The sequence below is a fragment of the Kitasatospora sp. NPDC015120 genome (genome assembly GCF_043080305.1).
Classification (GTDB): domain Bacteria; phylum Actinomycetota; class Actinomycetes; order Streptomycetales; family Streptomycetaceae; genus Kitasatospora.
Genome location: NZ_JBIBVJ010000001.1, coordinates 278,505 through 291,328, shown reverse-complemented (window position 1 = coordinate 291,328; position 12,824 = coordinate 278,505). Strand labels below are relative to the sequence as shown.

Genomic DNA, 12,824 nt, shown 5'->3' with positions numbered 1-12,824 from the left:
CCGCGGGCCCGTCCGCACCGGAGCCGGCCGGAGGCCGCGCACCGCCGGCACGGGGCGGCGGAGCGGGCCACGGGGGAGCCGGCGCCCGGGGGGGCGGACGTTCCGAAGTGCCGTTCGTGGGGGGCGGCGCTTCGGGGGGCAGGTCGGGCGGGCGCACCGCGGGGCCCGATTGTCAGTGGTGCCGTTCACGATGGAGGGGCACGGGCCACCCGGCCCGCGCGCTGCCTCGGAACGGGGGAGACCATGACCATCAGCCACCCTGAGCCCGTCACCGCCCGCCTCCACTCCGCCGCCTACCGACCGGGGAGCGCCCCGCGCCCCTCCGCCCACCGGCCGTCCGCCGGTGCCGACGTGCATCCGGTGCTCCGCCGGAGCGCCGCCCCGCCCGCCGCGCTCGACCTGCTCGCCGAGGCCCACCGCACCCTGGCCCGGGCCCGCACCCTGGAGGACCCGCTGGAGCGGTACGCCGCCGCGCACCTCGCGGCGCTGCGCACCGTCGCGGCGGTCCTGGCCGTGCGCGGGCGCCCGGAGAAGAGCGAGCGGCGGCGCCGGGCGATCCGCAGCGCCTGGGAGGTCCTGCCCGAGGTGGCACCCGAACTCGCCGAGTGGGCCCCGTACTTCGCGGCGGGCGCGCGCCGCCGGGCAGCCGCCGAGGCGGGCATCCGGGGCTCGGCCTCGGCCCGGGACGCGGACGACCTGGTCCGCAACTCGGCGCTGTTCCTGCGCCTGGTCGAGCGCCTGCTCGGTCTGCACGCCGCCCCGCCCGCCCCGCGTCTGCCGCTGGACGGCGTGGACGACGCCGCCGGCCGGCCGGCGGACGCTCCGCCGGGGGAGGAGGTGCGCGAGGCCGGGTGAGGGAAGGGGCGGCCGAACGGCGGCCGGGGCGGACCGTGCCTGGTGGCCTAAGGTGGAGGCAACCTGATCGACACTGCACGTGCCAAGGAGCCCCGCCTTGTACCCGACGCGTCCCCGCAGCGCCCTGCGTACCGCCGTGGTGTGGGAGGTGGTGCGCGCCGCCCTGGAGAAGCGGGTGGCCGAGCTGGACCAGCCGGTGCTCGACGTCGTGGACACCGGCGGCGGCACCGGCAACTTCGCCGTGCCGGTGGCCCGGCTGGGCCACCGGGTCACGGTGGTCGACCCGAGCCCGGACGCGCTGTTCGCGCTGGAGCGCCGGGCCGCCGAGGCCGGCGTGACCGACCTGGTGCGCGCCGTGCAGGGCGACACCCAGACGCTCCCCGAGCTGGTCGCGCCCGGCAGCGTCGACGCGGTGCTCTGCCACGGCGTGCTGGAGGTCGTCGACGACCCGGCCGAGGCGCTCGGCAGCCTGGCCGGCACCCTGCGCCGGGGCGGCTTCGTGAGCCTGCTGGCCGCCAACCGCAACGGCGCCGTCCTCGCCCGGGCGCTCGGCGGCCACTTCGACGACGCCCGCGCGGTGCTGGGTGCCGCCGACGGCCGCTGGGGCGCGAACGACCCGATGCCGCGCCGCTTCACCGGCGAGGAGCTGGACCGGCTGACGGCCGGGGCCGGACTGCGGGTGGAGTCGGTGCACGGCGTGCGGGTCTTCGCCGACCTGGTGCCGGGCGTCCTGGTGGACACCGAGCCGGGCGCGCTCGACGCGCTGCTCAAGCTGGAGGAGGCCGCCGCCGGGCAGCCCGCCTTCCACGCGGTGGCGACCCAGCTGCACCTGCTGGCCACCCTGGGCTGACCGGACGGCCGACCGCCGTTCGCCGGCGGACTTCCCTCCGTTCGCCGACGGATCTCCGGCACGCCCCCCGCCCGTCTCCCCGCCTTCTCCCCGGGATCTCCCCAGGTCCGGGCCGATTCCAATGGATCGGGCACTTGTCCGGCGCCCTCCGCGTTGGTGAGGGTGCGGTGAGGAGCCGCCGAAGTGGCCGGGCCCACGCGTGGTCGACCACTCCGCGGAGGGCCCGTGGACCGTATGATCTGGGTAAAGCCGGAAAGCATGACCGCCGGATGCTCGGGGCATATGGACGACACGGGCCCGGGCCCCCCGCACAGGCGTCCGACCGCGTGTTCTGAAGGCTGATTGGACTTGCCACCCCGACCGGGGCGGCGGACCGGTCGCACCCGCGACCGACGAGTAGGAGGACTCCGTGCCGCTCTCGGAGCACGAGCAGCGACTGCTCGACCAGATGGAGCGAGCGCTGTATGCCGAAGATCCCAAATTCGCGTCTGCGCTTGAGGGAAGCGGTCTGCGCACCTACACCCGCCGACGGGTCTACCTGGCCGTCGGCGGCTTCGTGGTCGGTATCGGCCTGCTGATGGGCGGCATGGTCGTCGACCAGATCTGGGTCAGCGTGGTGGGCTTCCTGGTGATGCTCGGATGCGCCGTCTTCGCGGTGACGGGCTGGCGCCGTGCCCCCGCCGGCCAGGCGCAGCGCTCCGGCGGCCAGGCCGCCGCGCCCCGCCGCAAGGCCGGGATGATGGACCGGGTCGAGCAGCGCTGGCAGCGCCGGCGGGACGAGCAGACCGGCGGGTTCTGAGACCCGGGGCCGCCCCGCGGCCACCCTGGCGACCATCCCACGGAGACCTTCACGGAGACCTCACGGCCCGTACCGCCGGACGGTACGGGCACCGGAGCGGACACCGGTCCGCACAGCGCGACGGACACGACGAGGGCGGGCAGTCGAGCGACTGCCCGCCCTCGTGGTGCGTTCGGCTCGCGGTGCGTCCGGGCCCGTCAGGACTCCCCGCCGCCGCCCGGGCCGCGGCGCCGGCGTCGGCCCAGGGCCCGGCGGACCGGTCCGCCGACCGCCCCGGCCGCCCGCGCCACCAGCGCGCCGGTCCGCAGCCGGACGGTCAGCAGCGCGTCCGAGAGCCGCCACCGCAGCTGGGCGGAGGACGGCGGCAGCAGCAGCGCCCTGATCCGGCCCCGTCGTCCGACCCGCGCCCGCAGACCGGCCCGGGCGGTCCTGACGTCGGCCGCCAGCGGTTCGCCGACCTGCGCGGAGCGGGCGTAGAGCACCCGCTCGGTGGCCAGCGCCACCCGGCCGGCGGCCGCCGCCGAGGCCTCGTCCAGCTCGCCGGTCTCGACGATCCGGCGGGCGGCGGCGCGCGGGGTGCGCGACTCGTCCGGCGGGATGCCGAGGTCCCAGGCGGAGTCGATCAGTTCGTCCCAGGCGGCCAGCACCTGGGCGTCGGTGAGCCCGTCCGGTCCCGGCCCGCCCGGCCCGCCGGGGCCGCGCCGCCCGCCCGCGCCCAGCCGGCGCCGGCGCAGCAGGGCGCGCCAGACCATCGGGGTGAGCAGGAGCACCAGAGCGAGCAGGGCGACGACCAGCGCGGCCAGGGTCTTGCCGGAGGGCAGGGTGAACCCCTGGTCGGTGCCGGCCGCGGTGTCGCGCCGGTCGCCGCAGTCGCCGGTGCGGCGCAGCTTGGCGTCGCAGTCGGGGTTGGCGGACGGCGTCTCGACCGGCGCGGTGGCCTGCGGCTGCGGGACCGGGGCGGTGGTCGGCTGGGTGGCCGGGGCGGAGACCGGGTCGGAGTAGTCGGGCTGGATGCCGCGGGTCGGGGTGGGCTCGAAGCGCAGCCAGCCGTAGCCCTCGAAGTACAGCTCGGGCCAGGCGTGGTACATCGCGTCGGTCACCGAGTAGACGTTGCCGCCCTTGGTGTCGCCGGGGGTGAAGCCGAGCGCGACGCGGGAGGGGACACCGAGGTAGCGGGCCATCACCGCCATGGTGGAGGCGAAGTGGACGCAGAAGCCGCGGCGGCGGGCGAGGAAGTCCGCCATCGCGTCGCCGCCGCTGTCGGTCCTGGTGGTGGCGTCGTAGGTGAACGCCGGGCCGGTGAACCAGGCGCGCAGCGCGTCCATCTTGTCGTACTGGGTCGGCGCGTTCTTGGTGATGTCGAGCGCGGTCTGCTTGACCACGGGGGGCAGCTCGGGAACGGTGAGGTACTGCCGGGTGATCCGCTCGGCCGGCTTGGGCGCGGTGCGCAGGCTGGTGGCGGTGGGCTGCACCTCCAGGCCGGTGGCCACGTACTTGAGGCCCTTGATCGCCTTGTCCTTGGCGGGGAGCACGCTGGCGGTGGCCGGGTCGAGCTGCCAGGCGGAGGTGTCGCGCAGGTTGACCGTCCGCGCCGGGTAGGGCAGCGGCAGCCAGGCGTCGTCCAGCCGGTTGCCGATCATGACCTCGGTCTTGGCCTCCGGCACGTCGACGGGCCCCAGGCCCTCGGGGGCGGGCAGGGCGCCGGTGAACGGCACGGTGTTCGACGAGCCGCGCTTCCAGGTCTCGCCGTCGAAGACGTCCAGCGCCCCGGTGCGCAGGTAGGTGGAGCCGGCGGACTTGCCCTCCGACCAGTAGGTGAACAGCTCGACGTGACGGGGGTTGGGCAGCGCCCCGGTCAGCGCGACCAGCGGGTCGAGGCTGCTGACGCCCGCGCCGCCGTGCCGGCCGGCGGCCGTGCCGGAGCCGCTGTGCAGCAGGCCCGAGCCCCAGCGCGGCAGGAAGGCCGGCAGCAGCAGGGCGAGCACCAGCGCCACCACGCCGACCTGACGGCCGCCCTGGCCGAGCGCGCCGAGGCCGCCGCCCTCACCGTGTTCGGCGCCGCGGAAGATCCGGCCCCAGCGGGAGACCCGGTCCTGGCCCTCGGCGAAGAGCAGCAGCAGGTAGCCGGCGGCGGCGGTGGCGAACCAGAGCCAGCTGCCCTGGTCGCCGGCCAGGCCGTTGCCGACGGAGTAGAGGGCTAGCAGCGGCAGCCCGGCCAGGGCCGAGCGGCGGTAGGTGACCGCGACGGTGTCCACCGCGACGGCGATCAGGCCGACCGAGCCGACCAGGATCATCCGCAGCCCGGGGTTGGGCGGGGCGGGGATGGCGTAGTCGCGGACGTCGGTGAACCCCTGGGCGAGGACCCGGCCGAGGGTGCGGACCGACTCGGTGCCCGGCACCATGCCGCCGAAGACCGCGGAGGAGGAGGCGAAGCCGAGCAGCAGCAGGACGAACAGCACCAGCAGCTGGCCGAGCGGGACGGTCCACCGGTAGAACGGCGTGCGCCGCAGCCCGGCGCCCACCAGCGCGAGGACCGTCACCACCAGGAAGGCGTGGGCGATCCAGCCCCTGGAGGTCAGCAGCGGGGTCAGGCAGAGCGCGGCCAGGGCGGTGGCCAGCGCCGAGTACACGGTCAGTTTGGCCCGGGTGGTCACGCGCCGGCCTCTTCTCGGTAGGGGGCGGACGACTCGGCCCGGTCGGCGGCCCGCCACAGCTCGGGGACGGAGTCGCCGGCGCGGACGGTGAGCACCGTCCAGCCGGCCTCGCGCAGCCGGCGCGCCCGGTCGCGGAACTCCTCGCCGCCGGTGTCGGGGGCGAGCAGGCGCAGCCCGGCCCAGGTGCCGGTGTCGAGCAGGAAGGCGACGGCGCCGCCGGTGCGGCTGCGCAGCCGGGCGAGCCGGGCGGTCTGCTCCTCGTCGAGTTCGCCGAGGACGGCCACCAGCAGGCCCTCGCCGCCGGAGCGCAGCGGCTCCTCGGCGCGGGAGAGCCCGGCGCCGTCGGAGAGGTCGACGACCGCGAGCGCGTCCAGGATGACGCCGGAGGTGACGGCGGCGCCGTGCCCGCCGTCGCCCTCGATGCCGGGCACGGCGTGGCCGGTGTCGGTGAGCAGCCGGGTCTGGTACCCGCGTTCCAGCAGGTGCACGGCGACGGAGGCGGCGCAGCCGACGGCCCATTCGAAGGACGAGGCCGGGCCGCTGCCGCGGTGGCCGGTCTCGCGGGTGTCCAGCAGGACGGTGGCGCGGGCCCGGCGGGGCTGCTCCTCGCGCCGGACCATCAGCTCGCCGTAGCGGGCGGTGGACTTCCAGTGCACCCGGCGCAGGTCGTCGCCGGCCCGGTACTCGCGCAGGATGACGTCGTCGTCGCCGGCCAGCGCGAGGGAGCGGGTGTGGCTCTCGCCCTGCCCGGCCCACTCGCCGCTGAGCCGCACGTGCGGCAGCGCCAGCACCTGGGGGACGACGGTGAGCACGTCGGAGGCGGAGAACGAGCGGTTCAGCTCGCACATCCCGAACGGGTCGGAGAGCCGCAGCTGCAGCGGGCCGAGCGGGTAGCGGCCGCGCAGGTCGGAGCGGACCCGGTAGGAGACCTCGCGGTGGCCGCGCGGCTCGACCCGGTCCAGCACGAACCGCGGGCGCGGCCCGAGCACGTACGGGACTTTGTCCTCCAGCAGCAGCAGGCCGGTGGGGACCCGTGAGACGTTGTCCACCCGCAGGTGCACCCGGGCCTCCTGGCCGGCCACCGCGCGGTGCGGGGTGAGCCGGCGTCCGCTGGCGACCCGGTAGCGGGTGTTGGCCAGCAGCAGCGCGGCGGCCAGCGGCAGCACGGCGAGCAGGACGCCGACGCGCAGCAGTGCGTCCTGGCCGAGCAGGTACGCGCAGACCACGGCGGTCAGCCCGGCGGCGAGGAAGGAGCGGCCGCGGGTGGTGAGGCCGCGCAGGCCGGCGCGCAGGCCCGACGGTCCGTCGGACGGGCCCACCTCAGCCCCTCCGGACGGCGGTGCCGCCCTGCTGCGGGCGCGGCAGCGGCAGGCGGGCGACCAGGTCGGCGACGATCTGCTCGGCGGTGCGGCGGCTGAGCTGGGTCTCGGCGGTGGGCATCAGGCGGTGGGCGAGCACCGGGACGGCGAGGCGCTGGAGGTCGTCCGGGGTGACGTAGTCGCGGCCCTCCAGGGCGGCGGCGGCGCGGGCGGCCCGGACCAGGTGCAGGGTGGCGCGCGGCGAGGCGCCGAGCCGCAGCTCGTGGCTGGTGCGGGTGGCGGCGACCAGGTCGACGGCGTAGCGGCGGACCGGGTCGGCGACGTGCACGGTGCGGACCAGCTCGATCAGTTTGAGGATGTCGGCGGCGTGCGCGACCGGCTGCAGGTCGTCCAGCGGGCTGGCGCCGGCGTGCACGTCGAGCATCGCGAACTCGGCCTCGGGGCTGGGGTAGCCCATCGAGATCCGGGCCATGAAGCGGTCCCGCTGGGCCTCCGGGAGGGGGTAGGTGCCCTCCATCTCCACCGGGTTCTGGGTGGCGACGACCATGAACGGCGAGGGCAGCTCGTAGCTGGTGCCGTCGATGGTGACCTGGCGCTCCTCCATCGACTCCAGCAGCGCGGACTGGGTCTTGGGGGAGGCCCGGTTGATCTCGTCGCCGACCACGATCTGGGCGAAGATCGCACCGGGGCGGAACTCGAAGTCGCGCTGCTGCTGGTCGAAGATGTTGGTGCCGGTGACGTCCGAGGGCAGCAGGTCCGGGGTGAACTGGATGCGCCGCACGGTGCAGTCGACGGACCGGGCGAGCGCCTTGGCGAGCATGGTCTTGCCGACGCCGGGCACGTCCTCCAGCAGCAGGTGGCCCTCGGCGAGCAGGACGGTCAGGGCGATCCGGACGGCCTCGGGCTTGCCCTCGATCACGCTCTCGATGTTGCCGCGGATCCGGTCGACGACGGCGGCGAGTTCCGGCAGGCCGACCGGGGCGTAGCCCGCCGCCTCCTGGTCGCCCCCCGTACGACCGTCGAGACCGGCCTGATCGCTGTAGCTCGTCACCCGTTCGCTCCCTGGCACACCACGACCGGCTCCGTCCGAGCCCGGCCCCACCCCATGCTGGACGCGGCCCCTCCGGGCGCGGTTCCGCGTGCGGGAGCCGGGTGCCGGAGTACGGCCTGCGGCTGGCCGCCCCAGGTGGTTCGAGGTCAGACCGGCAGGCGCATTCTCCCCCCTGCGGAGGCCAGAAGTCACCACTTGGAAGGGCCGCGCAGCTCGGCGGGGGGCCCGGTGGGCCCGGACGGGCCGGTCGGACGGGCCGGTCGGACGGGCCGGTCGGGCAGGGATCAGCCGATCTCGCGCAGCAGGCCGGTGTGGACGTCGAACACGAAGCCGCGCACGTCGTCGGTGTGGAGCAGGAAGGGCGAGGTGCGCACCCGCTGCATCGACTGGCGGACGTCGCCGTCCAGGTCGACGAAGGCCTCGACCGCCCACTGCGGGCGCTGGCCGACCTCCAGCTCCAGCTCGCGCCGGAAGTCCTCGGTGAGACCGAGCAGGCCGCAGCCGGTGTGGTGGATCAGGGCGATCGAACGGGTGCCCAGGGCGCGCTGGCTGATGGTGAGGGAGCGGATGGTGTCGTCGGTGACCACACCGCCCGCGTTGCGGATGACGTGGGCGTCGCCGAGTTCGAGGCCGAGTGCGGCGAACAGGTCGAGACGGGCGTCCATGCAGGCCACCACGGCGATCCGCTGGACCGGGCGGGCGTCCATGCCGCCGTCGCGGAAGGTCATCGCGTACGCGCGGTTGGCGGCGACGAAACGGTCGATCACGGTCGGTGGGGCGGGGTCGGCAGCGGCGGTCGGACCGGGCCGGTCGGGAGTCACTGTCATGGGGGAGACGTTAGTGCGATTTCCCGGTGGGTGGTGGGGCCGATTGCTACAGAGCGGGCGCCTGTTGCCGAGGGCATCCCGACAACCGCCGGACGGGGTCCGTGTGCGCCACCCGGGTGGTGCACCGGGCCCCTGGCATGTGCCACGAGCACCCCCGCGACCTGCGGAGATCCGTACCGCCGCCCGGGTGGTGCGCCGGAGCGGGCCATTGACTGACGGGGCGTGCGCGATAGAGTTGCGGCGCAGTGGAGCACACCCGCCGTGGCCCGTCAACCGGGCCTTTCCGGCCGTGCGGTGACCGACGCGGCCCGTGGCCTCCACCCGCTCTCCGTGCCACCTGGCGCACCTTCCCCGGCGCCGGGCGGTCACGACCTTCCCCTCGGAGCGGGCGGGGACCACGGGCCGCGCGGCCCGGCCCGAGCGACGGCTCCACCACCCGGTGGGACAGAATGGTCGGAGCTCCCCGGACGTCGGGCGGCTTTCGCACCGAGGAAGGGCGCCACAGCGCATGACCACCAACGAGCCGGCACCCAAGCACGTCCCGGTGATGCTGCAGCGGTGCATGGACGCGCTGGCCCCGGCGATCTCGCGGCCCGGCGCGGTGGTGGTGGACGCCACCCTCGGCCTCGGCGGTCACAGCGAGGCGCTGCTCACCCAGTTCCCGGAGGTCCGGCTGATCGCGGTGGACCGCGACCCGGCGGCGCTGAAGCTCTCCGGCGAGCGGCTGGCCCGCTTCGGTGACCGGGCGACCCTGGTGCACGCCGTCTACGACGAGATCCCCGAGGTGCTGGACCGGCTGGACGTTCCCAGGATCGACGGCATCCTCTTCGACCTCGGTGTCTCCTCGATGCAGCTGGACGAGGCCGACCGCGGCTTCGCCTACGCCCAGGACGCGCCGCTGGACATGCGGATGGACCAGACCCGGGGGATCAGCGCGGCCGAGGTGCTGAACACCTACAGCCACGGCGAGCTGGCCCGGATCCTCAAGTTCTACGGCGAGGAGCGCTTCGCCGGCAAGATCGCCTCCGTCATCGTCCGGGAGCGCGAGAAGGAACCGTTCACCACCAGCGCGCGTCTGGTCGAGTTGGTGCGGGGCGCCATCCCGGCCGCCACCCGCCGCACCGGCGGGAACCCGGCCAAGCGGACCTTCCAGGCGCTGCGGATCGAGGTCAACGGCGAGCTGGAGGTCCTGGACCGGGCGATCCCCGGGGCGCTGGACGTCCTGGCGCTCGGCGGGCGGATCGTCGTGATGTCGTACCAGTCGCTGGAGGACCGCCTGGTCAAGCAGTACTTCGCGGCCGGCGCCACCAGCACCGCCCCGCCGGGGCTGCCGTTCGTCCCCGAGGAGCACCAGCCCTGGCTGAAGCTGATCACTCGCGGTGCCGAGTTGGCCACGGAGGAGGAGATCGAGGAGAACCGGCGCGCCGCGCCCGTGCGGTTGCGGGTGGCGGAGAGGATCAGGGACCGAAGCACCCGGCGCTGACCGGCACCGGGGCGGTCCGAAGGGCGGAGGAAAGACTGTGGGGCCGGTGGCCGGAGGCGGGGCGGGGGGCCGTGTGCTCCCCGGGCAGAGCGGCAGGGCGCGGATCACCGTGCGTCCGGGACGGCCGGTGCGGGGACGCACACCGTTCGCGGTCCTGGTGGTGCTGCTGCTCGGCGCCGGGCTGCTCGGGCTGCTCGCGCTGAACACCGCGCTCAACGAGGGCTCCTTCGAGCTGTCCCGGCTGCAGCGCCAGACCACCGTGCTGACCGACGAGCAGCAGGGGCTGCAGCACCAGATCGACCAGAACTCCGCGCCGGACGCGCTGGCCCGCCGGGCCGCCGAGCTGGGCATGGTGCCGGCCGGCGGGATGGCCTTCCTCGACCTGCCGAACGGCGGCGCGGTGGTCGGCACGCCCAAGGCGGCCCAGGACAGCCCCCCGGTGAAACGGTCCACCGCCGAACCGTGGCCCGCCAGGCAGCCCGCGCCCGGCGCCCAGCCGGGTGCCCAGCCCGGTGCCCAGCCGGGCACCCAGCCCAGCGCCGCCCCGCCGAGCGGCCAGCCGGCCACGGGGACGACGGCTCCGGCCGCCCCGCCGCCGCCCACCACCGCTCCCGCCCCGCCGACCGGCCCGGCGGCCGGCGGTGACGTCACCGTCCAGGTCAACCCGGGCCCGGCGCAGCCGTCGCCGCACGCGGGCGGAGGTGCCGGCCGATGAGCACCCCCCGCCAGCCCTCCGGCGGCGGCGCCGACGGGCGCCGTCCGGTCAGGGGCGCCGCGCCGCGCCCGGCCGCCCCGCGCGGGCAGTCCGCCGGCCGCGCCCAGAACCCGAAGCCGCAGAACCCGAAGACGCCCGACCCCAAGGCCCAGAGCCCCAAGGCGCAGAACCCCAGGGCCCAGGGCCCCCGGCCGCAGAGCGCCAAGCCGGCGGCGGCCAAGCCGTCGGCCGGCCGGGCCCAGGGCGCCCGGGCCCAGGCCCCGAGGGAGCAGTCCGCCCGGCCCCGCCCCCCGCGCGCCCCGGAGCAGCGCCGTTCGGACGGCCGCCCGTCGGTGCCCCGTCCGCGCCCGCAGCGCCGCCCGCCGGCCCGCCGGCCGGTCTCCCGGGGGATCCGGCTGGCCGATCCGCGCCGCCGGCTGCGGGTGGTCACCATCGCGCTCTCGGTGGTGTTCTCGGTCTTCGCCGGGCGCCTGGTCCAGCTCCAGCTGCTGGACTCCGACGCGCTGGCCGCCGACGCCAACACCAACCGCTACCTGAACATCCCGATCACCGCCGAGCGCGGCTCGATAACGTCCTCCGACGGCGTGGCCCTGGCCACCACCGTCGACGCCTACGACATCACCGCCGACCCGGCGATGTTCACCCCCGAGGCGACCGGCCTGCCGGACGCGCCCGAGCAGGCGGCCGCGCTGCTGGCGCCGATCCTCGGCGTGCCCAAGGAGAAGATCGCCGCCGACCTGCACACGCCCAAGACCCGGTACAAGCGGCTCGCCGCCCAGCAGAGCCCGGACGTCAAGAACCAGATCAGCGACCTCAAGTCCGGCCTGGAGAAGCAGGCCGGCTCGCGCGCCTGCCAGGCCCAGAAGCGGCTGCTGAACAAGCCCGCCGAGGAGGGCGGCCGCACCCGGCTGGACAACGAGTGCGTCAACCCGCTGGCCGGCGTCTTCAACCGGGAGACCCAGAAGCGGGTCTACCCGTCCGACGGGCTGGCCGCGAACCTGGTCGGCTTCGTCAACGCCGAGGGCGAGGGGGCCGGCGGGCTGGAGCAGCAGTACCAGGGGCTGCTGGCCGGCAAGGACGGCCACAGCAGCTACGCCCAGGCCGGCGGCCGTCTGGTGCCCACCGCGGGCGGCTCGCTGGAGCCCGCCGTGCCCGGCACCGACCTGCGGCTGACCATCAACCGGGACATCCAGTGGGCCGCCCAGCGGGCCATCACCGACCAGGTCGCCAACGCCGGGGCGGAGAAGGGCTACGTGATCGTCCAGGACGTGCGGAACGGCCAGGTGCTGGCGATGGCCACCTCGCCCGGCTTCAACCCCAACGACCTGAGCACCGCCAAGAACTCGCAGCTCGGCAACGCCGCCCTCCAGGACGCCTACGAGCCCGGCTCCACCGCCAAGCTGATGACCATGGCGGCCGTGCTGGACACCGGCAAGGCCACCTGGGACACCAAGGTCACCGTGCCGTACCCGCTGGTCCGCGGCGACGTGGCGTTCAAGGACGACGTGGAGCACGACACCTGGTACCTCACCCTGGCCGGCGTGCTCGCCAAGTCCTCCAACATCGGCACCATCGAGGCCGCCCAGACCCTCGGCGCCACCCAGCCCGAGGCCAACCAGGTGCTCTACGACTACCTGCGGAAGTTCGGCATCGGCCAGCAGACCGGTCTGGGCTTCCCCGGCGAGACCGCCGGACTGCTGGACAAGCCGGAGGACTGGAAGGCCTCCAAGCAGTACACGATCCCGTTCGGCCAGGGCCTGTCGGTCAACGCGCTGCAGGCGACCTCGGTGTTCTCGACCATCGCCAACGGCGGGGTCCGGGTGGCGCCCAGCGTCGTCCAGGGCACCACCGCTCCGGACGGCAAGTACTCCCCGGCCCCGGCGTCCGCGCAGTCCCGGGTGGTCGGCGAGCAGACCGCCAAGACCCTCACCGAGATGCTGGAGTCGGTCGTCTCGGACGAGCAGGGCACCGGCGGCAAGGCCGCGATCCCGGGCTACCGGGTCGCCGGCAAGACCGGAACCGCCAACCGGGTCGACCCCAAGGCCGGCGGCTACCGGGGCTACACCGCCTCCTTCATCGGCTTCGCCCCGGCCGACCAGCCGCGGGTCACCGTCTCCTGCGTGATCCAGGACCCGGTCAACGGCCACTTCGGCGGCCAGCTGTGCGGTCCGGTGTTCAAGCAGGTGATGGAGTTCACCCTCAAGACCCTCCAGGTCCCGCCGAGCGGCAGCGAGGCGCCCAACCTGCCCGTCGAGTGGAAGCCGTGATCGA

The 12,824-nt window shown here is 75.4% G+C and carries 10 protein-coding genes; 6 read left to right on the top strand and 4 right to left on the bottom strand.

What is annotated here, in order from left to right; genetic code table 11:
- Nucleotides 1–243: 243 nt before the first annotated feature.
- The 3 genes from ACF1AK_RS01255 (at nt 244) to ACF1AK_RS01245 (ending at nt 2,504) form a co-directional block, all read left to right on the top strand.
- The gene (locus ACF1AK_RS01255) at nt 244–855 is read left to right on the top strand and encodes an SAV_6107 family HEPN domain-containing protein (protein ID WP_391496699.1); all 612 of its coding nucleotides are present in this window, start codon (nt 244–246) and stop codon (nt 853–855) included.
- Between the two features lie 97 nt (nt 856–952).
- Nucleotides 953–1,705 (top strand): methyltransferase domain-containing protein, encoded by a 753-nt coding sequence (locus ACF1AK_RS01250; protein ID WP_391496698.1) that lies wholly within the window; start codon nt 953–955, stop codon nt 1,703–1,705.
- Between the two features lie 409 nt (nt 1,706–2,114).
- Entirely contained in the window at nt 2,115–2,504 is a 390-nt protein-coding gene (locus ACF1AK_RS01245; protein ID WP_380286855.1) for a DUF3040 domain-containing protein, read from the top strand.
- 197 nt (nt 2,505–2,701) lie between these two features.
- Here ACF1AK_RS01245 and ACF1AK_RS01240 read toward each other — a convergent pair whose 3' ends face one another.
- The 4 genes from ACF1AK_RS01240 to ACF1AK_RS01225 all read right to left on the bottom strand — a co-directional run bounded on the left by ACF1AK_RS01240 (nt 2,702) and on the right by ACF1AK_RS01225 (nt 8,355).
- On the bottom strand, nt 2,702–5,158 hold the full coding sequence (locus ACF1AK_RS01240) for a transglutaminaseTgpA domain-containing protein (RefSeq protein ID WP_391496697.1): 2,457 nt from the start codon (nt 5,156–5,158) through the stop codon (nt 2,702–2,704).
- Nucleotides 5,155–6,477, bottom strand: coding sequence for a DUF58 domain-containing protein (locus ACF1AK_RS01235; RefSeq protein WP_391496696.1), 1,323 nt, complete (start codon nt 6,475–6,477; stop codon nt 5,155–5,157). The genes ACF1AK_RS01240 and ACF1AK_RS01235 overlap by 4 nt, the downstream gene beginning before the upstream one ends.
- A 1-nt stretch (nt 6,478) precedes the next feature.
- On the bottom strand, nt 6,479–7,528 hold the full coding sequence (locus tag ACF1AK_RS01230) for an AAA family ATPase (protein WP_391496695.1): 1,050 nt from the start codon (nt 7,526–7,528) through the stop codon (nt 6,479–6,481).
- A gap of 284 nt (nt 7,529–7,812) precedes the next feature.
- Complete coding sequence (locus ACF1AK_RS01225; RefSeq protein ID WP_391496694.1) at nt 7,813–8,355, bottom strand: beta-class carbonic anhydrase; 543 nt, start codon at nt 8,353–8,355, stop codon at nt 7,813–7,815.
- 508 nt (nt 8,356–8,863) lie between these two features.
- Here ACF1AK_RS01225 and rsmH point away from each other — a divergent pair.
- The 3 genes from rsmH (at nt 8,864) to ACF1AK_RS01210 (ending at nt 12,820) form a co-directional block, all read left to right on the top strand.
- Nucleotides 8,864–9,838, top strand: coding sequence for a 16S rRNA (cytosine(1402)-N(4))-methyltransferase RsmH (gene rsmH, locus ACF1AK_RS01220; RefSeq protein ID WP_391496693.1), 975 nt, complete (start codon nt 8,864–8,866; stop codon nt 9,836–9,838).
- 127 nt (nt 9,839–9,965) lie between these two features.
- Nucleotides 9,966–10,553: a hypothetical protein gene (locus tag ACF1AK_RS01215; protein ID WP_391496692.1), complete on the top strand. Its 588-nt coding sequence runs from the start codon at nt 9,966–9,968 to the stop codon at nt 10,551–10,553.
- The gene (locus ACF1AK_RS01210; protein ID WP_391496691.1) at nt 10,550–12,820 is read left to right on the top strand and encodes a penicillin-binding transpeptidase domain-containing protein; all 2,271 of its coding nucleotides are present in this window, start codon (nt 10,550–10,552) and stop codon (nt 12,818–12,820) included. Before ACF1AK_RS01215 ends, ACF1AK_RS01210 begins: the two co-directional genes overlap by 4 nt.
- Nucleotides 12,821–12,824 lie beyond the last annotated feature (4 nt).